Origin of the sequence: Methylobacterium sp. Leaf399, assembly GCF_001424525.1 — a bacterium.
Taxonomy (GTDB): Bacteria; Pseudomonadota; Alphaproteobacteria; order Rhizobiales; family Beijerinckiaceae; genus Methylobacterium.
Genome location: NZ_LMQK01000023.1, coordinates 251082 through 277072 on the forward strand (window position 1 = coordinate 251082; position 25991 = coordinate 277072).

Below are 25991 nucleotides of genomic sequence, written 5' to 3' on the forward strand. Positions count from 1 at the left end.
TCTGTGCCGTTATTTGGAACGGGCATCGTTGCGGCCGCGAGGCGGCGGGCACGGTGCAAGACGCGGGGAGCGGTGATGCTGGCGCAGGATTTCCTGACGTTCCATGAGGCGTCGCGGCGCGGCGGCGTGATCCTGTCCTTCGGTGGCGACCTCTCCGAGAACGTCCTGTTCTCGCTCGGCGAAGTCCTGAAACTGCGCATGAGCCAGGGCGAGACCGACGCCTCCGTCGCCAAGCGGGTGTTCTCGATCTTCGTCGAGCAGGCGCAGAACATCATCCGGTACTCGGCCGACAAGCTGCCGCGGCCGCAGGACAAGGCGCCGGGCCCGACCGGCCTCGTCAGCGGCGGCATGATCGTCGTCGGCGTCGAGGAGGGCCGGTTCTTCGTCGTGTGCGGCAACGAGGTGCCGCAGGCCGACGTGCCGACCCTGAGGAGCCGGCTCGCGCACATCGTCGGCCTGTCGAGCGAGGAGTTGAAGCGCTTCTACCGCGAGAAGCTGCGCCAGGCGCCCGACGAAGGCAGCCTCGGCGGCAGCATCGGCCTCATCGAGATCGCCCGGCGGTCGAGCGCGCCGGTCGAATACGACTTCCACGACATTGCCGGCGACCGCTGCCTGTTCTGCCTCAAAGCCTATATCTAGACGGTGGTTCTGCGATGGACAGAATTCAAATCCCCGCCACCGACCGATCGCCCGCGGTGGACTTCGATTTTTCCGCAGGCCTGCTGCGGATCCGCGGCGAATCGTACCCGGAGGATGCCGCGGCCTTTTTCGGGCCCCTGCTGCAATCGCTGCGCGCCTATCTCGGACAGGGCGGCGAGGACGCGGTGACGGTGGAGGTCGCCCTGGCCTACTTCAACAGCTCCAGCGCGAAGGCGCTCATGAACCTGTTCATGGCGCTCGAAGACGCCGCCGCCGAGGGCCGGCCGGTGGCCATCCGCTGGTTCTACGCCGAGGGCGACGACACCATCCAGGAAGCCGGCGAGGATTTCGCCTCCGATTTCTCCTACGGCAGCTTCGACCTCGTGACGGCGCCGCAGGCCGAGGAGGCACGCCGATGAGGGCGAAGGCCGGCGCGGCGATGGTCCAGGCTCCCGTCGTCCAGGGGCCCGTCATCCAGGGGCCCGTCATCCAGGGTCCCGTCATCCAGGGTCCCGTCATCCAGGGTCCTGCCGTGGAGGAATTCAGCCTCTACGATGCCGAGGAGGCCGTCCTCGTCAGCACGACGGAGATGCTGGCGGGGCTCACCGAGATGGCCGGGGGGGTCAGGAGCCTCGCCGATTCCTACCGCCGCAGCCTGCGCGAGCAGAAGCGCCTCGTGCGGATGAGCGACCGCATGCAATCCGAATTGCAGAAGGCCAACCATTGCCTGGCCGAGCAGCGACGCGACCTCCAGTCGCTCAACGAGGCCTTGGAAGGCGAGATCCGGCATCGCACGCGCCTCGAAGGCGAGCTGCGGCGCCTCGCCGACATGGACGACCTCACCGGCGCCCATGCCCGCCGCCACTTCCTCGAGGTCGGCGAGCGCGAATGGGCGCGGCATCGGCTCTCGCAGGCGCCGATCTGCGTCCTGATGCTCGACCTCGACCGTTTCAAGCGCCTGAACGACGGTTTCGGCCACGGCGCCGGCGATGCCGCCCTCAAGGCGTTCGTGGCGGCCTGTCGCGACCGCTTGCGGCCCGATGACGTCATCGGGCGGATGGGCGGGGAGGAATTCGCCGTGCTGCTTCCCGGGGCGGACAGGCTCACGGGGCTCGCCGTGGCGGAAACCATCCGCGAGGCAGTCGCCGCGACGGAGGTGGCCTGGGACGGCGCGACGCTGTCGATCACCGTGAGCGTCGGTGCCGCGGCGGCCGTGGCGGGCGAATCCATCGAGGCGGCACTCCGCCGGGCCGACGCCGCTCTCTACTTCGCCAAGCACACCGGCCGGAACTGCGTCTGCGACGCCGCCGAGCCGATGCCCGGGATGGTGTGACGCCGATGACGGACGCGCCCGACCTCGCCCTCGATCCGGTCCCGCGCCGCAACCGCTCGCTCCGTGGCGGCGGCCCCTTGAGGGGCGACGATTTCGTCGCGCTCGCCGGCTTCGCGGACGTCGCGGGCGAGGCGACGGAGACGGGCATGCGTCCCGGCGCCCTGCGCGGCGCCGCCCGCGGCCGCGACCTCGACAGCCTGGCCCACACGCTGTTCCTGCGCATCTATCCGGTCATCGCGGTGGTGGTGCTGGCGACCCAGATCGGGACCGCCTGGGTGAACTACACGGACGCGATGCGCCTCTACGGCGAGCGTGCGACCCTGCTCGCCACCCTCACCGCCCGGGCGATCGGCCGGCCCGACTGGGCCGCCAACCCGGAGATCTACCGGCCGCAGGTGCAGGCCCTGGCCCTCGACCCCGCCTTTCGCTTCGCTCGGTTGACCGACGCCGCCGGCGCCCCTGTCATGACCATCGGCGAGACTCCGCGGACACGCAGTTGGGACACAGTCCAGACGGTGGCGGAGCTGACCGTCGCCGGCGAGCCGGCGCCGGTGGGTACCCTGACCCTCGGGCTGTCGACGGAGGCCCTGCGCGGCAATGCCGAGAAACAGGCGCTGATGGCGCTCGGGGCCAGCCTGATCCTGATGATGGCCTTCGTGCTCACCCTGCACGCCAATGTCCGCCGCCACGTCCTGACGCCCCTCAAGCGCCTGCTCGCCGCCATGCGCGAGGTCGAGCACAAGCGCTGGGTGTCGGTGGACCTCGGGGGCGCCGCCCGCGCCAGCAACGAGATCGACGTGATCTCGTCGGCCTTCAACCGCATGGTCGACGGCCTTCGCAGCGGTGACGAGGCCCGGACCCTGCTCGCGCAGCTCGAAAGGGCGCATCGAGACCTCGAAGGCGCCAATCGCCTTGTGATGGAGAGCATCGGCTATGCCCGCCGCATCCAGACCTCCGTGCTGCCGGACCGCCTCGCCCTCAGCGAGGCGGGGGTCGAGATCGCCGTCCTGTGGGAGCCGCTCCACCTCGTCGGCGGCGATTATTTCTGGCTGGAACAGTTCGACGACCTCAGCATCGTCGTGGTGGCCGATTGCACCGGCCACGGCGTGCCCGGCGCCTTCATCACACTGATCGTCGCCACCGCCCTCGATCGCATCCTGCACGAACGCGGCCTGCGTTCGCCGGCGGAGATCCTGGCGGCCCTCGACGGCATGGTGCGGACCCAGCTGCGCCAGGACGGCCGCGGCTCGGATTCCGACGACGGCCTCGATTGCGGCATCTGCCTGTGGAATCGAGCCGAGGGCACCCTGCGGTTCGCCGGTGCCGGCCTGTCGCTGACCGCCATCGGACCCGGCGGCGCCGTCCGGATCAAGGGCGGGCGACGCGGCATCGGCTACCCGCGCCATGGAGAGACGATGCCGGATATCGCGGACGTGACGGCGCCCGTCGAGCCCGGCCAGGTCTTCTACTTGATGACCGACGGCATCTGCGACCAGATGGGAAACCCGCAGGGCGGTGGACGACGCCTCCTCGGTCACAGGGGGGTGACGGACATCCTCCTCGACGTGCGCGACCGGCCCTTGAGCGCTCAGGTGGCCGCCCTCGATGACGCCTTGACGGCCTATCGTGGCGGCGAGGCCCGTCGTGACGACATGACCCTGGTGGCCTTCAGGCCGGATCCCGAGGTCGTCCGTTCGGCCGGCTGACGGTCGCTCCCGTCTCGGAGCGACGACGCAGGGGAGCAACCCCGATGGACTGGCCCGGGTTGTCCTCCCGATAGGAGATCGATCCGATGACCGATAGCACCACCCCGACCAGGACCGACGACGCCGAGGCCCGCGCCAAGACCCTCGCGGATGCCGCGCGCACGGCGGATACGGATCTCGACAAGAACGAGGAGGCTTCCGAGGCGATCGATCGGGCGACAGCCGCGGTCGGCCGGGACGAGGGCTGAGCCATGGCCGGCACAAGCGTGACCCCAAGCGCCACCGTCACCCGCAAGCCCGACGATGTCGGTACGCAAGGCGATCCCGCCGTCGGCGGCGGCCATGCGACGCCAGAGCAGGCTGCCCTCACCAGCCAGGGCACGGGCGGACGGTCCGACGCCGATCGTCGCGACGAATGGTCGGAGAACGGTCCTGCCGGCCGGGCGCCGGTGCCCGTGGGCGGTTCGTCCCAAGGCGAATCCGACAAGACGATGGCCCGTCCCGGCGGTGAAGAACGCCGGATCGTTGACGACCACGAGACCGGGAAGACGAAGGACGGAGGTTTACATGATCGACGAGAATAAGGCCGCCGAGCCACCGCCGGGCAAGGCGACGGAGCCGAAGAAGGAACCGGTCAACATCGCCCCCGATGCGGTGATGGACCCCAACGAGAAGACGGACGGCAAGCCGGGCCATGGGCCGAAGGGCGAACCGTCGTCGGATGGCGAGACCGACCCGGGCGGCAGCTGAAGGCCTTTCCGGCGGCTCGGAATCGAAAAAGGCCGGGCTTTGCGCCCGGCCTTTTGTCTCTCAAACGTCGGTGTCGGCCCGGATCAGGCCACCGCTTCCTTCGAACGCTCGAAGCGCTTGCGCTCGTTGGGGTCGAGGTGGATCTTGCGCAGGCGAATGGACTTGGGCGTGACCTCCATCAGCTCGTCGTCCTGGATCCAGGCGAGGGAGCGCTCCAGGGTCATGCGGATCGGCGGCGTCAGGCGCACGGCCTCGTCCTTGGAGGTGGTGCGGATGTTGGTGAGCTTCTTGCCCTTGAGCACGTTCACCTCGAGGTCGTTCTCGCGGTTGTGCTCGCCGATGATCATGCCCTGGTAGACCTTGGCGCCGGGCTCGATCATCATCGGACCGCGATCTTCCAGGTTCCACATGGCGTAGGCCACGGCCTCGCCCTTGTCGTTGGAGATCAGCACGCCGTTGCGGCGGCCGGGCATCTCGCCCTTGTAGGGCTCGTACGCCTTGAACAGGCGGTTCATGATCGCGGTGCCGCGGGTGTCGGTCATGAGTTCGCCCTGGTAGCCGATGAGGCCACGGGTGGGCGCATGGAAGACGAGGCGCAGGCGGTTGCCGCCCGAGGGCTTCATCTCGATCATCTCGGCCTTGCGCTCGGACATCTTCTGCACGACCACGCCCGAGTATTCCTCGTCGACGTCGACCACGACTTCCTCGACCGGCTCGAGGATGCCGCCGTCCTCGTCCTTGGAGAGCACCACGCGCGGACGCGACACGGCGATCTCGAAGCCCTCGCGGCGCATGGTCTCGATCAGGATCGCGAGCTGCAACTCGCCGCGGCCCGAGACGTAAAAGGAGTCCTTGTCGGCGGCCTCCTCGATCTTGAGCGTGACGTTGCCCTCGCCCTCCTTGAACAGGCGGTCGCGGATCATCCGGCTCGTGACCTTGTCGCCCTCGGTGCCGGCAAGCGGCGAATCGTTGACGATGAAGGACATGGTGACGGTGGGCGGATCGATCGGCTGGGCCTGGATCGGTGTGTCCACCTGCGGGTCACAGAAGGTGTCGGCGACGGTGCCCTTCACGAGGCCGGCGATGGAGACGATGTCGCCCGCCTCGCCGAGGTCGATCGGCGCCCGCTCGAGGCCGCGGAAGGCGAGGATCTTCGAGACGCGGCCGGTCTCCACGAGCTTGCCCTCGCGGTCCATCACCTTGATCGCCTGGTTCGGCTTCACGGTGCCCGATGCGATGCGCCCGGTGATGATGCGGCCGAGGAAGGGGTTGGCCTCCAAAAGCGTGCCGAGCATCCGGAACGGACCCTCCTCGGTCTTGGCCGGGGGCACGTGCTCCAGCACCAGATCGAACAGGGGGGCGAGGCCGTCCTCCTGCGAACCGTCCGGTGAGGTCGCCATCCAACCCGAGCGGCCCGACCCGTAGAGGATGGGGAAGTCGAGCTGGTCGTCGGTGGCGTCGAGCGCCGCGAACAGGTCGAACACCTCGTTGACGACTTCCGTGATGCGCGCATCCGGACGGTCGACCTTGTTGATGGCGACGATCGGCTTGAGGCCGATCTTGAGGGCCTTGCCGACCACGAACTTGGTCTGCGGCATCGGGCCTTCGGCCGCGTCCACCAGCACGATCACGCCGTCGACCATCGACAGGATGCGCTCGACCTCGCCACCGAAGTCGGCGTGACCGGGGGTGTCGACGATGTTCACCCGGGTGTCCTTCCAGACGACCGAGGTCGCCTTGGCGAGGATGGTGATGCCGCGCTCCTTCTCGAGGTCGTTCGAGTCCATCGCCCGTTCCTCGACCCGCTGGTTGTCGCGGAAGGAGCCGGATTGCGACAGCAGCTTGTCGACGAGCGTCGTCTTGCCGTGGTCGACGTGGGCGATGATGGCGATGTTGCGCAGCTTCATGGGGTATCCGAAGCGAGTCGAGCCCGTCACGCGACAGACCGCGGAAATGCGGCCGGCAACGCCGGGTCCTTCAATCGAGCTATCGCGCCGCAATATAAGGTCGCGCCCCATCCGGCAAGGGCAGTGTCGGCATCGCCCCGCGACGGGCCGCGGTTTCGCGGCACCGGAAGATGCACCGTCCGGCACGGGCAGCGTCGGTGATCGACGTTCACGAATGCGTTGATTGCCCCGTCCCGGGACCGCGAGAGGTCGACGCGTTAACCATCCGGTAACCATGCGGGACGTCAATGATTGGGTAAGGAATCGCGAGAGACCGTGACCCAGACCTCCCCCACCCGCCGTGCCGTCCAGATTCGGGGCCGGGCCTTCAAGGCCCTGATCCTGACTCCGGCGACGCCCATCGACGACTGGTTCGTCGATATCGACGCTTCGCTGAGGCGCTCGCCGACCCTGTTCGACGGTCGCCCGGTGATCCTCGACGTGGCGACCCTGGCTCCCGACCGGCTCGGCCTGCAGGCCGTGCTCGCCGGGCTGACAGCCCGCAAGATTCGCATCCTCGGCATCGAGGGTGCGGCCCCGGCCCTCTCCGATCTCGCGTTCCCCCCTCTCCTTTCCGCCGGCCGGCCGGTGGCGACCATCGAGATCCCGGTCGAGCCCTCGGAGGCCGACCTGACATCGCTGGTCGTCGAAGGCTCGGTCCGGTCCGGTCAGTCGATCGTCCACCGCGGCGGCGACGTCACGGTGATGGGGTCCGTCTCCTCGGGGGCGGAGATCCTGGCCGGCGGCTCGATCCACGTCTACGGCGCCCTGCGCGGCCGGGCCATCGCGGGTGCGGCCCGCAACCCGCGCGCACGCATCTACTGCCGCAAGTTCGAGCCCGAACTCCTCGGGATCGACCGCCTCGTCCGCACCGCCGAGGACATGGGACCGGCCTTCCGCGGACGTTCCGCGCAGGTCTGGCTCGACGGCAGCGCCATTAAGATTGCAGCTCTGGAATAAGGGAACAGACCCACGATGGCCAAAATTCTGGTCGTGACTTCAGGTAAGGGCGGCGTCGGCAAGACGACCACCACGGCCGCCCTCGGGGCGGCACTCGCACAGGGCGGCGCCAGCGTCGCCGTGGTCGACTTCGACGTCGGCCTGCGCAACCTCGACCTCGTCATGGGGGCCGAGCGCCGGGTCGTCTACGACCTCATCAACGTCGTGAACGGCGACGCCAAGCTCAACCAGGCCCTCATCCGCGACAAGCGGCTCGAGAACCTGTCGCTGCTCCCGGCCTCGCAGACCCGCGACAAGGATGCCCTCACCGATGCCGGCGTCGCCCGCGTCATGGAGGAACTGCGCGAGAAGTTCGACTGGGTGATCTGCGATTCCCCCGCCGGCATCGAGCGCGGCGCCACGCTGGCCATGCGCCACGCCGACCTCGCCGTGGTGGTGACGAACCCGGAGGTGTCCTCGGTGCGCGATTCCGACCGCATCATCGGGCTCCTCGACTCCAAGACGGTCAAGGCCGAGCGCGGCGAGACGATGGAGAAGCACCTCATCCTCAGCCGCTACGACCCCTCCCGCGCCGAGCGCGGCGACATGCTCAAGATCGACGACGTGCTCGAGATCCTCTCGATCCCGCTGCTCGCCATCATCCCCGAGAGCATGGAGGTCCTGCGCGCCTCGAACGTCGGTTGCCCGGTGACCATGAACAACCCGCAGAGCGCGCCGGCCCGCGCCTACATCGACGCGGCCCGTCGCCTCAACGGCGAGACCGTGGCGATGACCGTGCCCTCCGAGAAGAAGTCGTTCATGGACAAACTGCTCATGCGGAGGGCGGCATGAACCTGTTCAACATCTTCAGTCTTTTCAACCGCCGCCCCACGGCGCGGGTCGCCCGCGACCGGCTGCAACTGATCCTCGCCCATGAGCGCGCCGGCGCCGGCGGCTCGGACCTCGTGCTGCTCTTGCGCGAGGAGATCCTGGCCGTCATCGCCAAGCACGTCACGGTGGAGCGCGACAAGGTCCAGATCCGCCTGGAGCGCGGCGTCGGGGTCTCGACCCTGGGCGTCGACATCGAACTGCCGGTTCAGGTCAGCGGCCGCCTGGCGGCGGCGTGAGGCCTGTATCCTCCATGCACCGACGCATCGCGGCCTGACGCCGCGATGCCGACCGAAGACGCCAAGCACCGCGCCAAACGCTTCAACGAGGGTGTGAAGCTATTGGCGACGCTGTTCAACTCCCTGTCGATCGCAACCTTCGGCGCAGCCTTCGTGGTGCCGTTCGCTCAGCGTCATCTCGACGTGTTCCGTGACGGCGGTTGGGTTTTGCTTTCCGCTGCCACAAGCCTACATCTCGTCGGACAGATCACGTTGCGCTTTGTCCGGTCGGAGGATTGAACGCCATGACCTACGGTTACGCGCTCCAGGTCGCCGGCGTCGCCCTGGCGATTTCCGTCATCGGCTTGACCTCGGTCTGGATCGCGGCCCGTAACTTCGATCGTAACACCCGGGCGATCGAGGATCGCGGTCGCGCCGACCGGCGACCGTAAGACCTCACGCGCCGATGAAGACGCCCGCGATGGTGGCGCTCGTCAGGTTCGACAGGGTGCCGGCCAGAATTGCGCGCACGCCGTAGCGCGCCACCTCGCCCCTGCGCTCGGGCGCCAGCGCCGAAAAGCTCGCCAGCTGCACGCCGATCGAGGCGAGGTTGGCGAACCCGCACAGCGCGAAGCACAGGATCGCGGTCGTGCGCGGGTCCAGCGTGCCGGCCACCAGGGTCGGCGAGAGCTGCGCGTAGGCCAGGAACTCGTTGAACACGATCTTCTGGCCGATGGCGCCGCCCACGAGCTCGGCCTGCTCCCAGGGCACGCCCATCAGCCAGGCCAGCGGCGCCAGGGCGACGCCGAGCACCCCTTCGATGGTCAGGGCCGGATAGCCGACCAGGCCCGCACTCCAGCCGACGATCCCGTTGAGGAGCGCGATGAGCCCGACGAAGGCGATCAGCATCGCTCCCACCGAGACCGCCACCGCGAGCCCCTTCTGGGTGCCGTCGGCCGCCGCCTCGAACACGTTGGTGGCACGCCTCTCGCCGAACTCGACCCGGGTGGTGGTCACCCGCGTCGGCTCCGTCGAGGGAACGAGGATCTTGGCGTAGAGGAGCCCGCCGGGGATCGCCATGACGCTCGCCGCCAGAAGGTAGGTCATCGGCACGCCCAGCGCGGCGTATCCCGCCAGGATCGAGCCCGCCGTGGAGGCCGCCCCGCTCGACATCACCGCGAACAGTTCGGCCCCCGTGAGCAGCATCAGGAACGGGCGCAGCGCCACCGCGATTTCGCTCTGCCCGATGACGACGGTGATCACGGCCGAGAAGGTCTCGATCGGCGAGGTGCCGAGGAGGCGCTGCAGCGCGGCCCCGAGGACGCGGGCCAGGGCCTGCATCACCCCGAAATGGTACAGGAGCGCGATCAAAGCCGAGACGTAGAGGATCGGCGGCAGGATGCGCAGGGCGAGGATGAAGCCCGAGCCACCGAAGAGTTCGAGCATCCTGGGTTCGACGAGGGCGCCAAACAGGAGCGCGACCCCGCGGTCGCCATAGCCGAGGACGGTCTGGACCAGACCGGCGGCCGCCTCGAGGCCGGCCCGCCCGGCCGGCAGGAACAGGACGAGGGCGCCGAGGGCCACCTGAAGCCCGAGCGCGGCGAACACGATCCGCGGCCGGATCGCCCGCCGGTCGGTGGAAAACAGCACGGCGACGCACAGGAGGAACGCGAGGCTCGCACCGGCATGGATCAACTTGTCGGTCATGGTCCCCCACCCGGCCCGTCTACGGCGGCCATGGCGGAGCCAGCAAGCGCGATGCCGCGGGAAACGGGAACAGGCGCCGGCATTCACCCGTTATGGTCAAGCTGCGCCGTCGTTCCGGCGCTCCATCGATCGAAACGGAGTCAAGCCATGAGCCTGATCGGACGCCTCGTCACCAAGATCCTCGGCACCGAGGACCGCACCGTCGTTCGCGACACCCGCAATTCCGATTCGAGCAACGCCATCGGCCGGCTCGTGACGAAGCTCCTGCGGAAGTGATGTCGGCGCTGTGACGGAGACCGCGCCGGGCGTCACGCCGCCCGGCGCTTGCTCTTTTTCTCCCGGCCCTGGCCCGGCGCACTCTTGCCGGCCCTCGACCGGTCGAGGACGAAACGGGCGTAGTCGTCCATGTCGCCGGCGAACGGCTTGACGGTGTTGTCGGCCGCCAGCCAGAGCCGATCGGCGACGAGTTCCATCAACGAGCGATCGTGGGTGATGAGGATGACGGCGCCGCCGTAGTCGTTGAGGGCGTCAAGAAGCGCGCGGCGGCTGTCGATGTCGAGGTGGTTGGTCGGCTCGTCGAGGATGAGCAGGTGCGGCGCCTGCATCGCGACGAGGTTGAGGAGCAGCCGCGCCCGCTCGCCGCCGGACAGCGAATCGACCGTCGTCTCCTGCTTGTCGAACCCGAGGCCGAAGCTCGCCAGCTTGGCACGGCGCGAGGACTCGCTGTCGTCGGGCCGCTCGCGCCGGATGATGGCGAGCGGCGTGTCGTTGGGGTCGAGGGCCTCGATCTGGTGCTGGTGGAACCACCCGACCTGGACACGGCCCTCGCGTACCATGCGCCCGTCCCGCACCCGCAGCGCCCCCGCGGCCATCTTGGCGAAGGTGGACTTGCCGGCGCCGTTGACGCCGAGGAGCCCGATCCGGTCGTCGACGTCGAGCGTGAGGTTGAGGTCGCGCAGCACCGGCGCGTCTTCGCCGTAGGCGATGGTGGCGTCGGTGAGGTGCATCAGCGGCGGCGCCAGCGGGCGCTTCGGGGACGGCAGGTGGAACGGCGCCACGTGCTCCTCGATGGTGGTGGCGATCGGCTCCATCTTGGCGAGACGCTTCATGCGCGACTGCGCCTGGGCGGCCTTGGAGGCGGACGCCTTGAAGCGGTCGATGAAGCTCTGCAGGTGTGCGCGCTCGGCCTCCTGCTTCACCTTCGTCGAGGCCTGGAGCCGCGCCTTCTCGGCCCGGCGTTTCTCGAAGTCGTCGTAGCCGCCCGTGTAGAGTTCGAGCTTTTCGCCCGCGACGTGGAGGATCGCGTCGACCGAGTTGTTCAGTAGCTCGCGGTCGTGGCTGATGATCAGCGCCGAATGCGGGTAGCGCTTGAGGCGCGCCTCCAGCCAGAGCGCGCCTTCGAGGTCGAGATAGTTGGTGGGCTCGTCGAGCAGCAGCATGTCGGGCTCGGCGAACAGCGCGGCGGCGAGCGCCACCCGCATCCGCCAGCCGCCGGAGAACTCCGCCATCGGGCGGGCGAGGTCCGCCACGGAGAACCCGAGGCCCGCCAGGATCTCGCCGGCACGGGCCGGGGCCCTGTCGGCATCGATCTCGATGAGCCGGCCGTAGATCTCGCCCATACGCTCGGGCTCGGCGGTCTCGAGTTCGAGGTTGAGGGATTCGCGCTCGAGGTCGGCCGCCAGGATGGTGTCGATCAGGCTCACCGGTGTCGCGGGATGTTCCTGGTCGACGGAGGCGATGCGGGCGGTCTTGGGCAGGGACACCGTCCCGCTGTCGGGCTGGAATTCGCCCAGGATGATCTTGAACAGGGTCGACTTCCCGACCCCGTTGCGCCCCACGAGGCCGACCTTGGAGCCCGGAGGGACGGAGACGCTTGCCCGATCGAAGAAGCGGCGGCCCCACGCGTTGAAGGTCAGGTCTTCGATCTGGAGCATGGCGGACAATCAGGAGCGGCAGGCGGGCCGAGGGGCCGGCCTTGTCGCGCGTTCCTACCGCAGCGCAGCATGATGTGCGAGGCCCGCCGTCGCGGGTCTGGTCACCGCGCGGCGACGATGGCCTTCACCAGCGGCGCGGTCGGCACGGTCCTGAACCAGAACGAGCCGGTGCGGCCCTTCTCGTAACCGTCCTGGTAGAGTTTGCGCATGTAGCCGGTGTCGAAGCCGCGCGCCGCGGTGGTGTTGGGCGCCGTCTCGTCGATGTAGGTCAGGTTGAAGCCGATACCGTTGGCACGGGTGAAGGCGTAGGTCGAAGCGAGGGTGGCGCGGCTGCGCGAGCGGCTGGCGGTGGTGAACGACCGCTCGACGATGGAGAGGGTATTGTTCTGGGCGAGGTCGAATTCGGGCTCCAAGCGCCCGTTGATGACCACGTAGATGTCGGATTTGCCGACCTTGCCGCGCAGGCTCCCGTCCTTGAGGAGGAACGACTGCGGCAGCGTGAACACCGGCGTCACCACCGACCCGTCGACATGCATCTCCTGGAAGGCCTTGGGGCCGTCCTGGACGTCGATGAGCTGGGGCGGGAACACCGCGGGGATGCTGGCCGAGGCGGTGAGCACGTCCCGGAACAGGCCGACCGCGTTGGGGCCGCCGCTCGTGGCGATGGCGCCCATGTTCCAGATCACCGCCCGCTGCGAATCGAGGTTGGTGGTCACCACGAGGAGCCGGCGACCCTTGGCGTGGGCCTCGGCCACCGCCACGAGGAGGTCGGGGGTGACGAACCGGCCGACGAGGTCGCGCAGGCGCCCGTCGCCGAACAGGCCGGAGCCGAACAGGACGTTGGTGACGCTCGGCGATTGCACCAGGGTCGAGGCGATGCCGCTCGTGTAGATCTCGGTGAGCGTCGCGTCGTAGGCCGGCCCCAGGAACGCGAAGGGCGCGATCAGCGCGCCGGTGCTGACCCCGGACACGAGCGAGAATTCGGGCCGCGTGCCCGAGGCGGTCCAGCCGTTGAGGATGCCGGCGCCATAGGCACCGTCGCCGCCGCCGCCGGACAGGGCGAGGTAGGCGAAGCGCGACGTCTTGGCGTCCTGCCGGGCCACCATGCCGTTGAAGGTGCTCTCGGAAGCATCCGCATAGGCGCGAACGCCCGGGTCCATCCCCGGCACCACCGCCGCGGCGGCCTGCTCGGCGCTGTAGCCGACGCGGGGGATCGAGGAACAGGCACCCACCTGTGCCGCGACCATGCCCGCCACGAACGCGCGGACCCAACCGGAGCGGCGAACCATCGTCATCCTCACGCGTCCGAAGAGCTTGCGTTCGTTGCGACCGACGTGGGGCCGGGTCCGGAACGAGCTTGACCATAGTACCGTTCCGGCGGGCACCGGGCAAACGGCATCGCGCATCGGCGGGGCCGGCCCGGCATTCGGCGCCGACCTGAGGCATTGCGGCGACAGGTCCGGCCCGTGCGTTCAGCGGATCGGAACGTCGCAGGCCGCCAGGATCTCGGGGATCGCCGCCTTGACCTGGAAATAACCCCGGGTGGAGCGCGGCCAGATCGCCTCGTCCCAGGGCCGGCGCAGGCGCGCGACCGACGGCAGGGCGTCCGCCGACGGGCCGACCGGCGCCCAGGGGGCGACGACGGGCGCACCGGTCGCGAAATCCTCGTCCGCGATGTCGGCCGGGCACTGGAAATGCGCTGCGGCTCGGGCCAGGGCGTCGGCCATGGCCGTGCGGTCGGCCTCGATCACCGGATCGGCCGCGCCGTCCGCATGGGCCAGCAGGCCGCCGACCCGAACGACGCGGGCGCCGTCGAGGGGCAGGCTTTCGGGGTGGAGGTCGTCGAGGTGGATGAGGAGCGCGACGTCGCCGCGCGGGCTCGGGTCGGCGGGCGCCAGCTTCGACACCGGTCGGGACGCGGGCTCGTCCAGCGGGTCGGCCGCCTCTTCGAGGCCCTTCGGGTCGAAGCGGCCGTCGGTGTGGCGACGGATGTTGTCGGCCCGCGCCAGATAGTGCTTGCCCCGGGTGTGAAGGCCCGCGACCCACCGCCAGGACAGGGTGTTGCTCGCCGGATCGCCGTCGAGGAGATGGCGCATGAAGAAGTCGGCACCGAGTTCCCAGGGCAGCCGCAGCGTGAAGATCCAGATCGAGGCGAACCACATCCTGGCATGGTTGTGGAGCCAGCCGAACTCCACGAGGTCGCGTGCCCAGTCGTCGAACCCGTCGATCCCGGTCCCGCCGGCGACCGCCTGCCCGTAGGCCTTGCGCAGGCCCGATTCCCGCTCCAGCCGTTCGTGCCCGGCCACCACGCCCCGGCGGTAGTCGGCCCAGATGCCGGGCCGGGTTTCGAGATGGCCCTTGAAGTAGCTGCGCCAGACGACCTCCTGGACGAATTTCTCGGCCGCCGTCGATGCATGGGCGAAGAGGGCGGCCTCCACCACCTCCTGCTCGGTCAGGAGCCTCCGACGCAGGTGCGGCGACAAGGCGGTGGTCGTCGGCTCCGCCGAGGGTCCCCGGTCGGTGTTGCGGGTATCGGCATAGGCGCGGCCCAGGCGCGGGGCGAAGCGCTCCAGGCGTGCGAGACCATCGGCGCGGGTGAGTCTGGCTGTCTGCTGCATGACGGCAAGGGTAGGGCGGCCGCGCGCGGGGGTGATCCGGACACGACGACGCGGCCGTCAGCGGTATCCGGCCGCCTGCAGTTCGAACAGCTCGGCGTAGCGCCCGCCTTGGGCCTGCAACTGCGCATGGGTGCCGGTTTCGAGCACCCGGCCGCCTTCCAGCACCAGGATGCGGTCGGCCATGCGCACGGTGGAGAAGCGGTGCGAGATGATCACCGCCGTCCGGTCCCTGCTGAGATCGCGGAACCGCCGGAACACCTCGAACTCGGCGCGCGCGTCCAGGGCCGCCGTCGGCTCGTCGAGCACCAGGATCTCGGCCTCGCGCATGTAGGCGCGGCTGAGCGCGATCTTCTGCCATTCGCCGCCGGAGAGGTCGACGCCGCCCTCGAAGCGCTTGCCCAGCGGCTGGTCGTAGCCGAGGGGCAGCCGGCCGATCACCCCGTCCGCGAGGCTGCGTCCGGCGGCGGCGGCGATCCGACCGGCGTCGTCCCGGGCCTCGATCCGGCCGACAGCGACGTTCTGCGAGGCCGTGAAGTCGAACCGCACGAAATCCTGGAAGATGACGCCGACGGCGCCGCGCACCGCGTCGAGGTCGTAGGCGCGCAGGTCGCGCCCGTCGAGGAGGATACGGCCCTCGGTGGGGTCGTAGAGGCGGGTGAGGAGCTTGACGATGGTGGTCTTGCCGGCGCCGTTCTCGCCCACCAGCGCCAGCACTTCCCCGGCCGAAAGGCGGAAGCTCAGGCCACGCACCGCCCAGGTCTGCGTCCCCGGATAGCGAAAGCCGACATCCTCGAACACGATCCCCTCCGCGATCGGACGCGGGAACGGCGCCGGCGCGGGCGGCGACCGGATGGTCGGAACGACCGCGAAGAACGAGAACAGGTCGTCGAGGTACTGCGCCTGCGACGCGATCTGGGAGACCCCGAGCAGCAGGCCCTCGATCAGGCCGCGCAGCCGCTGGAACGAGCCGGCGAGAAACGCGAGGTCGCCGATGGAGAACTCGCCGGCCACCGTGCGCCAGACGATGGTGGCGTAGGCGGTGTAGTAGGCGAGCGTGCCGAGCGCGGCGAAGCCCCCGCCCCAGGCGGCACGGCGGATGGCGAGGGAGCGATTGTCGGCCACGAGCTTGTCGGCGATCACCCGGTAGCGGGCGGCGATGTAGCGCTCGAGGCCGAACAGCTTGACCTCCTTGGCCGCCTCCACGCTGGCGCCGAGGTACCGCAGGTAGTCGATCTGGCGCCGCTCGGGCGTCCGGGTCCAGGCCAACCGGTAGCCCTGGCGGTTGAAGTAGGTCTCGTTGAGGAAGGCCGGAACCAAGGCGCCGGCCAGCAGCAGGATCAGCCAGGGCGCGTAGGCCAGGAGGCCCGCGGCGAAGGTGGCCAGGGTGATGAGGTCCTGAACCTGGCCGAACATCTGCGTGATCAGGCTGGAGCGGCCGGTGACCTGGCGCCGCGCCCGCTCGATGCGGTCCTGCTGGGCGCTGTCCTCGAACTGCTCGAGATCGAGGGCGGCGGCGTGGCGCATGAGGCGCAGGCTGGCGGCGTTTCCGTAGAGATCGGCCACGAGCCCGTCGACGAGGGTGCTGAGCCGTCCGAGCAGGTCCGACAGGACCGCCAGCCCGAGCTCCATCGCCACGAGCCCCGCGAGGCGGGCGCGATGCGGATCGGAGATCCAGGCGTCCCAGCCCAACGGGCGCGGCCGCCCGTGCTCGACGACGATGGCATCGAGGATGAGCTTGGCGAGGTAGAGGATCAGGACGGGCAGGCAGGCGCGCACCAGCCGCAGGGCGAGGCTCGCCACGAGCAGCCGCGGGCTGGCGGCGTAGACGAGCCGGACCAGGGCCGGCAGATGGCGCAGGGGCCCGAGGCGGCCGGCCGCGGCCCGGCGCAACCTCGCCGGATCGAAAAAGGAGCGTGAGAGCATGGCCGCGACCATGACGCGGACGCTTCCACGCGTCGATCCCGTCATCCGGTCGCAGCCGGCCGGCGGGTGCACGGCACGATGCCCGAGTGTACGCCGGCGATTGCCGGTGGATGGAGGATGCGGCGGCGCGACGGCTCACCGATGCTCGTGGTAGCGTCCGGCACTATCGTTGCGTGAAGCGGAACACGATGCTCAGCGGTTCAGCCCTCGTCCGCGTCGCGGTCCTCGTCCTCGTGGCGGCCCTGCTCGCGGCACTGGTCCAGATCTTCTGGCCGTCGTCCGGCCAGGAGATCTCCCCGGTTCGGGACGCTCCGGCGACATCGTCGAGCCAGGCGCCGCCGGTGACCAAGCCGCCGCCGCCCGAGGTCCGCAGCGCGCCCGCCGGCCCCGACCCGCGGACCGCCGAGCGCCCACCCGAGCCGAACCCGGCGCGACCGACGCCCCCTCCTCCGGAGCCGCCACCGGCGCCGGAACCGGTCCCGCAGCGCGCGGCTCCGACCGTGTTCGACCAGACCCCTCGCGCCGAGCCCGTCCAGGATGCCGCCGGCGCGGCCGCCGACGCCACAGGCCCGCGCGCGCTGGCGGTGGTGGACCTCAACAGCGCGAGCCTTGCCGAGCTGAACGGGCTGCAGGGTGGCGGCGCCATCGGCAAGGCGATCGTCCGGGGGCGGCCCTACGCCACCGTCGACCAGCTCCTGTCCAAGCGCATCCTCAGCCGGTCGACCTACCAGCGCATCAAGGACCAGGTGACGGTGCGCTGACCCGTCTCGCCGACGGCGGCGCGTGGACCGTGGTGCGGGACGAAACACGACGTCGGCGGCAGCCCTGAGATGTGGCGTCCCGCCGAGGAGCCCTCTACACTCCGCCCCCTGTAACCCGTGCGCCCGGATCGCGTGCGCCTGGACCTGAGAGGACCGACATGCTGACCCAACCCCGTGGCGCGATCCTGCGTGAGGATCTGGGCGTCGAGGAAACCACCAACTCCGACCATGTCGTGCGGTGGGACGGCGAGCGCCTCTATGTCGAGCACGACATCTATCACAACGGCCAGCTGGTCCACCGCAAGTACCGCAAGACCATCACCGAGCCGGTGGCACGCGCCCTCCAGGCCCTCATCAACCGGGCGCAGCAGTAGGTCCCGCGGCCATAGGCTGCCTCTGGAACGGATCGGGTCGTCGACGTCGCCCCGATCCGGACCGCTCGACGATCGGACGGCGATCGGGGGGCGGGACGCTCCTACCGGTTCACCCAGTCGTCTGCGGCGACGATGGCCGCCACCGGGCGGTTCCAGGTCGCCGGCTGGTCGTCGCTCCCCGAGCCGAGGGCGCATTGCACCATGACGCTGTCGCTCCAGCGGCCGTACTTGTAGCCCACCGCCGGCAGGAGCCCGACCCGGGTGAAGCCGCAGGCCTCGTGGAGGCGCAGGGAGGCCTCGTTCCGGGCGTCGATGTAGCCGATCATCTGCCGGTAGCCGCCGGCGGCGCAGGCCTCGATCAGGGCCGGTAGCAGGCGCCGGCCGATGCCGGCGTTCAGGTGGTCGTGGTGGACGTAGATCGAGTGCTTGAGGGTGTAGCGATAGGCCGGCCGCTTCCGGAAGGGCACGGCGTAGGCATAGCCCGCCACCACCCCGTCCCGGTCGGCCACCAGATGCGGCAGCCGCTTCTTGCGCATCGCCTTGCGGCGGCGCTTGAGGTCGTCGGGCTGGAGCGGGTCCTCCTCGAAATCGCCGATGTCGCCGATGCCGCGGCGGATGTGGTGGGCGTAGATCGCCACCATCGCCGGCACGTCGGCGTCCGACGACGGCCGGATGACCACGTCCGGGTCGGACGCGACGGGCGGCCCCGCCAGGCTCACGCCCGGCCCTCGCGCATGACGTAGGTGTAGAACCGGATGGTGCCGTCGGCGGCGACATCGCGGAACACGCCCTGGATCTCGGCCTCGAACCCCGGGAAGAGGTTGGCCGAGCGCTCGAACATCTTGAAGTAGTCCAGCATGGGTTTGGCCCGCTCGTCCAATCGCTCGCCCGGAAGCACCGTGCCGATGCCCGGCGGGTAGACCAGAAGCAAGGTCGTCGCCACACGGCCCTCGGCCTCGGCGATGGGCACGTAATCGACGTTGTTGCGGGTGAGTTGCTGCACCGCTTCCTTGGGGGTCATCACCATCTCGGGCAGGTGCCCCGGCTCGAATTGCTTACGCTGCAGCGTGCTGGTGCCGTGCTCGCGGTGGAAAGCGTGGAAATCCGCGCAGAGGTCGCGCAGGCGCACGCCCTTGTAGCGGTTGGGCCGGCGCCGCACGAACTCGGGCATGGCGTCCTCCAGCGGCACGTTCTCGTCGTGCAGGCGCTTGAAGGCCACGAGCCCCGAGATCAGCGTACCGGCCTTGGAGGATTCGACACCCGGCGTCAGCAGGAAGAGCAGCGAGTTGAGGTCGTTCTTCTCCGGCACGATGCGGTTCTCGCGCAGGTACTGGGCGACGATGGGGGCCGGCACGCCGTGCGCGGCGTATTCCCCCGTGCGCCGGTCGAAGCCGGGGGTGAGCACGGTGAGCTTGTTGGGGTCGGTCATGGCGTAGTCGGGCGCCACGTGGGTGAAGCCGTGCCAGGAGGCGCCCGGCGTCAGCTCCCAGTATTTCGAGTCGCTGGCGAGCTCGTCGGTGGAGATGCTCTCCCACGGCACCTTGCCGTCCGGTCCCTTCACCGTGTCGGGCACGAAGGGGTCGAAGAACCAGCGGCGCAGCGGGTCGCCCTCCTTCTCCTCGAACTCGCGGCGGATGGCGCGGACCTTCTTGCGCCACTCGATGCCGAGCCGAATGGTGTCGTCCCACAGCACCACGCCCGAGCGGCCCTTCATCATCTGCGCGCCGACATCGAGGGAGGCGAACAGCGGATAGAACGGCGAGGTCGAGGCGTGGACGAGGAAGGTCTCGTTGAAGCGCCGGTGCTCGATCCGCCGGGTCTGGCCGCGGATGTGGCTGTCCTTGGTATGGATCTGCGAGGCCTGGGAGAAGCTCGCGAGCTGCTTGTGGGTCGATTGGGTGGCGATGATGCCGGGCGAGGTCTCGTCGAGGTTCTTGAGACCCATGGCGAAGCGGCCCGCGAAGAGCGGGTGGAACTTCATGAAGCCGGCCCAGGCCTCGTCGAAGAGGATGTAGTCGCAGAGGTGGCCGATCTTCTCCAGGATCATCTGGGCGTTGTAGATCGTGCCGTCGTAGGTGCATTGCTCCACCACCGCGACGCGGAACGGGCGCTCGCGCTTCCACGCCTCCTTGTCGGTGACCAGCGGGTTGGTGCGGATCTTTTCCCGGATCGCGGCCTCGTCCAGGGCCTCGTGGTACATCGGGCCGATGAGGCCGAAGCAGTTGCGGTCGGTCTCGAGGAAGACCGGCACGGCGCCGCCGAGGAACAGGGCGCCGTGATGGGCCGCCTTGTGGTTGTTGCGATCGAACAGCACGAGGTCGCCCTCGGCCACGAGCGCCGACAGGACGATCTTGTTGGAGGCCGAGGTGCCGTTGAGGACGAAGTAGGTCTTCTCCGCCCCGAAGATGACGGCCGCCTCCTTCTGCGCCTTGAGGGCCGGGCCCTCGTGGACGAGGAGGTCGCCGAGGTCGAGCACCGAATTGTCGAGGTCGTCGCGGAACACCGCCTCGCCGAGGTGCTCGACGAAGATCCGCCCGATGGGCGAGCGGTTGTAGAAGATGCCGCCGTTGTGGCCCGGACACGTCCAGAGCTGGTTGCCCTGCTCGGCGTAATCCACCAGCGCGCCGAAGAACGGCGTCTTGAGAGTCTCGGCGTACTGCTTGACGCGGCTGACGAGGCCGCGGGCGATGTAGTCGGGGGTCTCTTCGGCGAGGAAGATGTAGCCGTCGATGAAGTCGAGCACCTCGACGGGGATGTCCTCCAGGCGCTTCCTTCGGACCATGATGACGATGGGCATCTCGAGCCCGCGCTTCCTCATGAGGTTGATCAGCGCCGCCGCCTTGCCGTCGAGCCCGCGCTTGCCCCAATCCACCACCATGCAGCCGATGGCGGCGTCGGTCTGGACCGCGATGGCCGCATCCTCGACGCGCCGGGCGCGCACCACCTCGAAGCCGAGCTTTTCGATGGAGGTGAGGATCTGCTGGACGCGCACGCCTTCGAGGTCGTCCGGATCGAAGTTGGGCGCGCACATCAGCACGGTGAAGCGGCGGAAGAAGTCCATGCGGGGGAAGGCTCCGTGGTGGGATCGTCACCGTTGCGACGCGGGATGACGCGGCGATGACGGCGTGCTGGTGATGGGCGCAATGCGCCCGGGGATCAACCGCGCCGACCAGCGACACCGAGGCGGCGGATGACGAGGAACACCGCGAGCGACGAGAGCGCGCCGATCCCCAGGGCGATGGTCGAGCCGTTCTCGAAGTCGGCGAGGAACAGGCCCTTGCTGTTCATGCCGAACACGCCGGTCACCAGGGTCGGCGGCAGGAACAGGGAGGTCAGGATCGAGAGGGTGAAGAGCTGTCGGTTGGTCTGCGCGGCGGTGCGGCCGGCGATCTCGTCCTGGAGCAGGCGGCTGCGCTCGGCCAGCACACCCATGTCGCGGTCGAGGGAATCGATGCGCTGGACGACGCGGGCGGCCATGGTCATTACCGCCTCCGGCAAGGCGTCGCCGTCGTCGTCGGTTTCGGCCTCCAGGCGGTGGAACACGGCGCCGAGGCCGGCGACCTGGCGGCGCAGGCGCACCGCCCGGCGACGGATCGGCGCCAACGGACCGGTGTCGTCGGCACCCGCCCCGTCGAGGATCCGGTCCTCGATGGCGTCGAGTTCCTCGGACATGCGGACGGCGCCCGCCTCCATCGCCTGGACGACGTGGCCGACGAAGAGCTCGAGCAGGCGGGCGGGCGAGGTGACCGTCAGGCCTGCCAGGGCGGCGTCGCGGGCGGCCTCCGCGCAGGCCGTGGCGTGTCGGCGCCCACTGACGAGGTAGCCCTGCCCGAGCACGCAATGCAGCCGGCCGGTGGGTTCGTCGCTCAGCGCGCCGGCAAAATCCCGTTCACGATCGGCGACGACGAGGCCGAACGCCGCTCCATCGACCACCACGCGCTGGTGGCCGTCACGGGCGAAGATCGCCGCGGCCAGACGCGGCGGTCCGAGCCGCCCGGCTTCGACGGAGCCGTGAAGGCGCGCATCGACGAGGTCGACGTGCAGCCACACGAAGCCGGCGGCGGCATCGAGCGGCGGCAGGTCGGCGCCGGGCTCGAGGAGCGAGGCGCGGCCCCGCCCGTCGAAGTGGAGCCCGAAGATCAGGCCGGGAAGGACGGCCTCGTCGGTGAGAAGTCGCGGCATCGGGCCCCGCCGGTTCCTCGCCGGCAAAGTGCCGAACCGTCCCCGGCTCCATCGCGCGTAGCGGCGACACCTTGATGACGCCCTTACCGTGCGTGACGAGGCCGACTCGCGTGGCCGGAAGACGACGCGGGCCGGCCCCTGTCGACCATGCGCCCTACGCCGGCGTGCAATCCATGCCGTTGCGGCGCGCGTTCTCGATGCAGTTCGCCTTGCTGGCGTAGGTTTCCGTGGAGGCGCCGACGATCCTGCCGTTCGATGCCGTGCGGCGCCACCGCCAGCCGGTCCCGCTGGCGTAGATCTCCCAGGTGTCGCCGTCGCGTCCCTTGCAGGTGCTCATCGATGTCCTCACGCAAGAATAACTCTAGGTAGCGAATCAACCTTAAAGAATGTCGGCGTCGGAATCCAGGGGTGCCCGCCGCGGCGTGCGCGACGGCGGGGCGTTTCGCCGAACTGTCACATCGGCATGGTCTAAGCGCCCGAGGGACCTCGAGGCGTTGGAACGACGATGGATCACGGGCGGCAGGCAGGCACCTTCGACATCGAGGCGATCCGCAGGGAGGTCGCCGACGACTTCGACGAAGAACTCGAGATGGAGATGGAGGAGGAGCGCCTCGAACGCCTGGCCGACGCCGTCGCGGGCGATCCCCGCGCTCCGCAGATGGACCGCAGGCTCTACTTCCGCGAGCTGTTCCGCCTCCAGCACGAGCTCGTCCGGCTGCAGGATTGGGTCCAGTCGCAGAAGCTGCGGGTGGTGGTGGTGTTCGAGGGCCGCGATTCGGCCGGCAAGGGCGGCGCGATCAAGCGGATCACCCAGCGCCTCAACCCCCGGGTCTGCCGCGTGGCCGCCCTGCCCGCCCCGAGCGAGCGCGAGCGCACGCAATGGTACTTCCAGCGCTACGTCGCCCACCTGCCGGCCGGCGGCGAGATCGTACTGTTCGACCGCTCCTGGTACAACCGCGCCGGCATCGAGCGGGTGATGGGCTTCTGCACCGACGCGCAATACGAGGAATTCTTCCAGTCGGTGCCCGATTTCGAGCGGATGCTGGTCCGCTCGGGCATCATCGTCCTGAAATACTGGTTCTCGATCACCGACCAGGAGCAGGCCCTACGCTTCCAGATGCGCATCCACGACCCGCTCAAGCAGTGGAAGCTGTCGCCGATGGATGTGGAGTCCCGCCGCCGCTGGGAGGACTATACCAAGGCCAAGGAGGTGATGCTCGCCCGCACCCATATCCCGGAGGCGCCGTGGTGGGTGGTGGAGGCCGTCGACAAGAAGAAGGCCCGCCTCAACTGCATCGACCACCTCCTGACGCAGATCCCCTACGGCGAGGTCCCCCATCCCACCGTGGTCCTGCCCGAGCGGGTGCGCCACGACGACTACGCGCGCCAGCCGGTCCCGTCCGAGATGTTCGTGCCGTCCCGCTACTGATCGGGGGCGGCTACGGGCAGGCCAGGCCGTACCGAGCCACGACGATGTCGCCCTGGCGGGGCGCGTTGAGGGCGAGCGGTGCGGTGCCGCCGCCGTCGATATCGACCCAGCAGCGATCGCGCACGGCGACGACCGCATAGCGCGCAGTGAAGGCTGGCGGCTGCGGCGCCGCGAAACGGCCCCCTGCCCTGCACACGACGGACACCGCGATCTCGCCGGACCTGTCGTAGCGCAAGCGGCGGCTCGCATGCGCGCGCACCGTGAAGGCGGGGCCGCCGTCCTGACTCACCAGGACGGTGTGCGGCGTCTTGTTGGCGACCGTGCGCAGGCACGAGGCCTCGCCCGGCAGGAGGCCGGCCAGAAGGAACAGGGCCGATCCGACGGTGAGGGTCGTGGCGGAGGATGGGCGCATGGCGCTGGACATCTCATCGAATGGGGAGCGGTGCGCTCGGATCGAGGACGCATCGCCCGCGCGGGCTGCCGGGCGGTGAACTCGCCCATCAACTTGCGCTAGGGTCGGGCGTTCCCGTCACCCTGTGCAGGCCATCATGAGCGACAGCCCCGAACTGCTCTTCGACGTCGATCCCGCCGGCATCGCCCGCCTCACCCTCAACCGGCCGCAGGCGCGCAACGCCCTGACGTTCGCGATGTACCAGGGGCTGATCGACCATTGCGCGGCGATCGATGCGGATACCGCGATCAAGGTCCTGGTGATCACCGGTGCCGGCGACCGGGCCTTCGCCGCCGGCACCGACATCGCCCAGTTCCGAAGCTTCGAGACGGCCGAGGATGCCATCGGCTACGAACGGTTCATGGACCAGGTGATGGGGGCGCTCGAACGGCTGCGGGTGCCGACCGTGGCGGCGATCGCGGGCGCCTGCACCGGCGGCGGGGCGGCGATCGCGGCGGCCTGCGACCTGCGCATCGCCACGCGCGACGCCCGGTTCGGGTTTCCGATCGCACGAACCCTCGGCAACTGCCTGTCGCTCGGCAACCTCGCGCGGCTGTCGGCCCTCGTCGGTCCGGCACGGGTCAAGGACATGATCTTCACGGCGCGCCTCATCGAGGGAGACGAGGCCTTGGCGATCGGCCTCGTCGGCGAGGTCGTGGCGGATGCCGCCGCCCTGCGGGACCGCACCGGAGCCCTCGCCACCCTGCTCGCGGGCCATGCGCCGCTGACCCTGCAGGCGACCAAGGAGGGCCTGCGTCGTCTCCAGGACGTCCACGACCGCCCCGACGGCGAGCGCCCCGGCGACGACCTCATCCGGCTCTGCTACACCAGCGCCGATTTCCGCGAGGGAATGGAGGCGTTCCTCGCCAAGCGCGCCCCGAACTGGACAGGCCGCTGAAGCGCCCCCACCTCCATCCCCGCGACGACCGGACGCCGGACCGGTCCCGCCCTATCTCTTCGCGAACAGCCACGGGAAACCCGAGATCCATGATGAGATTCAAAGCTTACGGTGCCGCCCTCGTCCTGGCAGCAGTCGCGTCCGGCGGGGCTCTCGCGGACCAGCCCGGCCCCGACTGGATGACCGCCGATGCGGTCAAGCGCCAGATGCTGTCGTCCGGCTACTCGGAGGTGACCAAGCTGGAGGCCGACGACGGCCATTGGGACGGCGAAGGGATCAAGGACGGCCGCAAGATGAAGTTCGAGCTCGACCCGAAGACCGGTGCGGTCCTCGGCGAGATGCCCGACTGATCCCTGCCGGGTCAGGCCGGCGTCATCCCCTCCGCCGGCTCCACGAAGTTGGCGACGATGACGGCCTTCCGGGCGCGGACGTGGGCGCGCATGAGGGTCGAGAGCGCACTACCGTCGCGGGCGCGCAGCAGGGCGATCATGCGGTCGTGTTCGTCGACGGCCTGGGCCCACTCCGCGGCGGTCTGGTGGACCGAGTAGCGGGAATGCTGGATGCGTCCCGAGAGTCCGGCGTAGATGTGGTTGAGGGTCGCGTTGCGGCTGGCCGACATCAGGCCCTCGTGGATGGCCCGGTTGTAGACGAAATACTTCCTCTGGTCGCCGCGCTTCCAGGCCGCCATCATCGCGGCGTGATCCGCCTCGATCGCCGCGACCTCGTCGTCGCCGATGATCGTGCAGGCGATCTCGGCCGCCGTGGCTTCGAGCCCGGCGATCACCTCGATCATCTCCTCGATCTCCGAGAGGGCGAGGCTGGCGACGCGGGCGCCGCGATTGGGAAGGAGTTCCAGCAGCCCCTCGGTGGCCAGGATCTTGATGGCCTCGCGCAGCGGCGTGCGGGAAATGCCGAACCGCTCCGTCAACTCGCCCTCGTTGACGCGCGAGCGAGGCGGTAGTTGGCCGGAGACGATCAGGTCGCGCATCCGTTCGACGACCTCGTCGTGCAGGTAGCGTCGATTGATACCAGGTGCGCTTTCAGTTTTTGTCATTTGTCAACGCGCTGGTACCGAGCCTTGAAACACGTTTTCGTGTGCAGCCATCGTTAGGCTTCAACCGACGCCGTGTCGAGCGGTACGTGCAGGGTCGAATACGCAGACCCGCATCTGCACGGAGGTATGCACAGGCGGCACCTGAGGGGTGTCTCGACGGACTGGGGTGCCACCCAGGGTCGAATGGTCGCACCTGCGGACCGCCTCGTATCGGAGGTCAGCGAGACCCGCGCTTCTTCGC

General features: G+C 69.4%; 30 protein-coding genes. 18 read left to right on the forward strand and 12 right to left on the reverse strand.

All coding sequences use genetic code 11. From position 1 onward, the window contains the following. Nucleotides 1-75 precede the first annotated feature (75 nt). The 7 genes from ASG40_RS12230 (at nt 76) to ASG40_RS12250 (ending at nt 4428) form a co-directional block, all read left to right on the forward strand. Nucleotides 76-639, forward strand: a complete 564-nt coding sequence (locus ASG40_RS12230; RefSeq protein ID WP_055885856.1) for a SiaB family protein kinase — start codon at nt 76-78, stop codon at nt 637-639. A 14-nt stretch (nt 640-653) separates the two neighbouring features. Continuing rightward, complete coding sequence (locus tag ASG40_RS12235) at nt 654-1058, forward strand: DUF1987 domain-containing protein (RefSeq protein ID WP_055885858.1); 405 nt, start codon at nt 654-656, stop codon at nt 1056-1058. Next, a complete protein-coding gene (locus tag ASG40_RS12240; RefSeq protein WP_244480606.1) occupies nt 1055-1972 on the forward strand; it encodes a GGDEF domain-containing protein in 918 nt (305 codons plus the stop codon). Before ASG40_RS12235 ends, ASG40_RS12240 begins: the two co-directional genes overlap by 4 nt. Before the next feature lie 5 nt (nt 1973-1977). Beyond that, the gene (locus ASG40_RS12245; RefSeq protein ID WP_055885861.1) at nt 1978-3678 is read left to right on the forward strand and encodes a SpoIIE family protein phosphatase; all 1701 of its coding nucleotides are present in this window, start codon (nt 1978-1980) and stop codon (nt 3676-3678) included. A gap of 86 nt (nt 3679-3764) precedes the next feature. Then, entirely contained in the window at nt 3765-3926 is a 162-nt protein-coding gene (locus ASG40_RS21250; RefSeq protein ID WP_156387700.1) for a hypothetical protein, read from the forward strand. A gap of 3 nt (nt 3927-3929) precedes the next feature. Next, nucleotides 3930-4262, forward strand: a complete 333-nt coding sequence (locus tag ASG40_RS20635) for a hypothetical protein (protein ID WP_200944259.1) — start codon at nt 3930-3932, stop codon at nt 4260-4262. Then, nucleotides 4246-4428 (forward strand): hypothetical protein, encoded by a 183-nt coding sequence (locus ASG40_RS12250; protein WP_055885862.1) that lies wholly within the window; start codon nt 4246-4248, stop codon nt 4426-4428. Before ASG40_RS20635 ends, ASG40_RS12250 begins: the two co-directional genes overlap by 17 nt. A gap of 83 nt (nt 4429-4511) precedes the next feature. On the opposite strand, the gene typA is transcribed toward ASG40_RS12250, so the two are convergent. Next, nucleotides 4512-6335, reverse strand: a complete 1824-nt coding sequence (gene typA / locus ASG40_RS12255; protein WP_055885865.1) for a translational GTPase TypA — start codon at nt 6333-6335, stop codon at nt 4512-4514. Nucleotides 6336-6650: 315 nt separating this feature from the next. Here typA and minC point away from each other — a divergent pair, with 315 nt between their 5' ends. Genes minC through ASG40_RS21255 form a run of 5 tightly spaced genes read left to right on the forward strand, consistent with a single transcriptional unit; the run spans nt 6651 to nt 8871 of the window. Further along, entirely contained in the window at nt 6651-7334 is a 684-nt protein-coding gene (gene minC / locus ASG40_RS12260) for a septum site-determining protein MinC (protein WP_055885867.1), read from the forward strand. 15 nt (nt 7335-7349) lie between these two features. Further along, nucleotides 7350-8165 (forward strand): septum site-determining protein MinD, encoded by an 816-nt coding sequence (gene minD / locus ASG40_RS12265; protein WP_055885869.1) that lies wholly within the window; start codon nt 7350-7352, stop codon nt 8163-8165. Beyond that, nucleotides 8162-8440, forward strand: coding sequence for a cell division topological specificity factor MinE (gene minE / locus ASG40_RS12270; protein WP_055885872.1), 279 nt, complete (start codon nt 8162-8164; stop codon nt 8438-8440). Before minD ends, minE begins: the two co-directional genes overlap by 4 nt. 45 nt (nt 8441-8485) lie before the next feature. Further along, nucleotides 8486-8719 carry a hypothetical protein gene (locus ASG40_RS12275; RefSeq protein ID WP_055885873.1) on the forward strand — a complete coding sequence of 78 codons (234 nt, stop codon included), beginning with the start codon at nt 8486-8488 and terminating at the stop codon, nt 8717-8719. Between the two features lie 5 nt (nt 8720-8724). Next, nucleotides 8725-8871 (forward strand): hypothetical protein, encoded by a 147-nt coding sequence (locus ASG40_RS21255; protein ID WP_156387701.1) that lies wholly within the window; start codon nt 8725-8727, stop codon nt 8869-8871. A 4-nt stretch (nt 8872-8875) separates the two neighbouring features. Here the strand turns inward: ASG40_RS21255 and ASG40_RS12280 are convergent, their stop codons facing one another. Beyond that, nucleotides 8876-10126 carry a NupC/NupG family nucleoside CNT transporter gene (locus ASG40_RS12280; RefSeq protein WP_055885875.1) on the reverse strand — a complete coding sequence of 417 codons (1251 nt, stop codon included), beginning with the start codon at nt 10124-10126 and terminating at the stop codon, nt 8876-8878. A gap of 147 nt (nt 10127-10273) precedes the next feature. Here ASG40_RS12280 and ASG40_RS12285 point away from each other — a divergent pair, with 147 nt between their 5' ends. Continuing rightward, the gene (locus ASG40_RS12285; RefSeq protein ID WP_055885879.1) at nt 10274-10402 is read left to right on the forward strand and encodes a hypothetical protein; all 129 of its coding nucleotides are present in this window, start codon (nt 10274-10276) and stop codon (nt 10400-10402) included. A 32-nt stretch (nt 10403-10434) separates the two neighbouring features. Here ASG40_RS12285 and ASG40_RS12290 read toward each other — a convergent pair whose 3' ends face one another. The 4 genes from ASG40_RS12290 to ASG40_RS12305 form a co-directional block, all read right to left on the reverse strand. Further along, nucleotides 10435-12060, reverse strand: coding sequence for an ABC-F family ATP-binding cassette domain-containing protein (locus tag ASG40_RS12290; RefSeq protein WP_055885882.1), 1626 nt, complete (start codon nt 12058-12060; stop codon nt 10435-10437). A gap of 101 nt (nt 12061-12161) precedes the next feature. Beyond that, entirely contained in the window at nt 12162-13349 is a 1188-nt protein-coding gene (locus ASG40_RS12295; protein ID WP_055886403.1) for a patatin-like phospholipase family protein, read from the reverse strand. Between the two features lie 183 nt (nt 13350-13532). Beyond that, the gene (locus ASG40_RS12300) at nt 13533-14678 is read right to left on the reverse strand and encodes an FAD-binding domain-containing protein (RefSeq protein WP_055885884.1); all 1146 of its coding nucleotides are present in this window, start codon (nt 14676-14678) and stop codon (nt 13533-13535) included. 57 nt (nt 14679-14735) lie between these two features. Continuing rightward, nucleotides 14736-16601, reverse strand: a complete 1866-nt coding sequence (locus tag ASG40_RS12305; protein WP_055886406.1) for an ABC transporter ATP-binding protein — start codon at nt 16599-16601, stop codon at nt 14736-14738. A 188-nt stretch (nt 16602-16789) separates the two neighbouring features. Here ASG40_RS12305 and ASG40_RS12310 point away from each other — a divergent pair, with 188 nt between their 5' ends. After that, nucleotides 16790-17362 carry a ComEA family DNA-binding protein gene (locus ASG40_RS12310; protein WP_055886408.1) on the forward strand — a complete coding sequence of 191 codons (573 nt, stop codon included), beginning with the start codon at nt 16790-16792 and terminating at the stop codon, nt 17360-17362. Between the two features lie 158 nt (nt 17363-17520). Then, on the forward strand, nt 17521-17736 hold the full coding sequence (locus tag ASG40_RS12315) for a hypothetical protein (protein WP_055885887.1): 216 nt from the start codon (nt 17521-17523) through the stop codon (nt 17734-17736). Between the two features lie 101 nt (nt 17737-17837). Here the strand turns inward: ASG40_RS12315 and ASG40_RS12320 are convergent, their stop codons facing one another. From ASG40_RS12320 to ASG40_RS12335, 4 genes are all read right to left on the reverse strand, one after another. Beyond that, the gene (locus ASG40_RS12320; protein ID WP_055885890.1) at nt 17838-18455 is read right to left on the reverse strand and encodes a GNAT family N-acetyltransferase; all 618 of its coding nucleotides are present in this window, start codon (nt 18453-18455) and stop codon (nt 17838-17840) included. Beyond that, nucleotides 18452-20797 (reverse strand): Orn/Lys/Arg decarboxylase N-terminal domain-containing protein, encoded by a 2346-nt coding sequence (locus ASG40_RS12325; RefSeq protein WP_055885891.1) that lies wholly within the window; start codon nt 20795-20797, stop codon nt 18452-18454. Before ASG40_RS12325 ends, ASG40_RS12320 begins: the two co-directional genes overlap by 4 nt. A gap of 95 nt (nt 20798-20892) precedes the next feature. Beyond that, nucleotides 20893-21918 (reverse strand): CorA family divalent cation transporter, encoded by a 1026-nt coding sequence (locus ASG40_RS12330; RefSeq protein ID WP_055885894.1) that lies wholly within the window; start codon nt 21916-21918, stop codon nt 20893-20895. Between the two features lie 154 nt (nt 21919-22072). Continuing rightward, complete coding sequence (locus ASG40_RS12335) at nt 22073-22255, reverse strand: YegP family protein (protein WP_055885897.1); 183 nt, start codon at nt 22253-22255, stop codon at nt 22073-22075. 168 nt (nt 22256-22423) lie between these two features. Here ASG40_RS12335 and ppk2 point away from each other — a divergent pair, with 168 nt between their 5' ends. Continuing rightward, the gene (ppk2, locus tag ASG40_RS12340; protein WP_055885899.1) at nt 22424-23347 is read left to right on the forward strand and encodes a polyphosphate kinase 2; all 924 of its coding nucleotides are present in this window, start codon (nt 22424-22426) and stop codon (nt 23345-23347) included. A 10-nt stretch (nt 23348-23357) separates the two neighbouring features. On the opposite strand, the gene ASG40_RS12345 is transcribed toward ppk2, so the two are convergent. Beyond that, the gene (locus ASG40_RS12345) at nt 23358-23759 is read right to left on the reverse strand and encodes a hypothetical protein (RefSeq protein ID WP_156387704.1); all 402 of its coding nucleotides are present in this window, start codon (nt 23757-23759) and stop codon (nt 23358-23360) included. 136 nt (nt 23760-23895) lie between these two features. Here ASG40_RS12345 and ASG40_RS12350 point away from each other — a divergent pair, with 136 nt between their 5' ends. Continuing rightward, nucleotides 23896-24696 carry an enoyl-CoA hydratase/isomerase family protein gene (locus tag ASG40_RS12350; protein ID WP_055886411.1) on the forward strand — a complete coding sequence of 267 codons (801 nt, stop codon included), beginning with the start codon at nt 23896-23898 and terminating at the stop codon, nt 24694-24696. An 89-nt stretch (nt 24697-24785) separates the two neighbouring features. After that, complete coding sequence (locus ASG40_RS12355; RefSeq protein WP_338011776.1) at nt 24786-25046, forward strand: PepSY domain-containing protein; 261 nt, start codon at nt 24786-24788, stop codon at nt 25044-25046. Nucleotides 25047-25057: 11 nt separating this feature from the next. Here the strand turns inward: ASG40_RS12355 and ASG40_RS12360 are convergent, their stop codons facing one another. Further along, nucleotides 25058-25750, reverse strand: a complete 693-nt coding sequence (locus tag ASG40_RS12360) for a GntR family transcriptional regulator (RefSeq protein WP_055885906.1) — start codon at nt 25748-25750, stop codon at nt 25058-25060. Nucleotides 25751-25991: the final 241 nt, after the last annotated feature.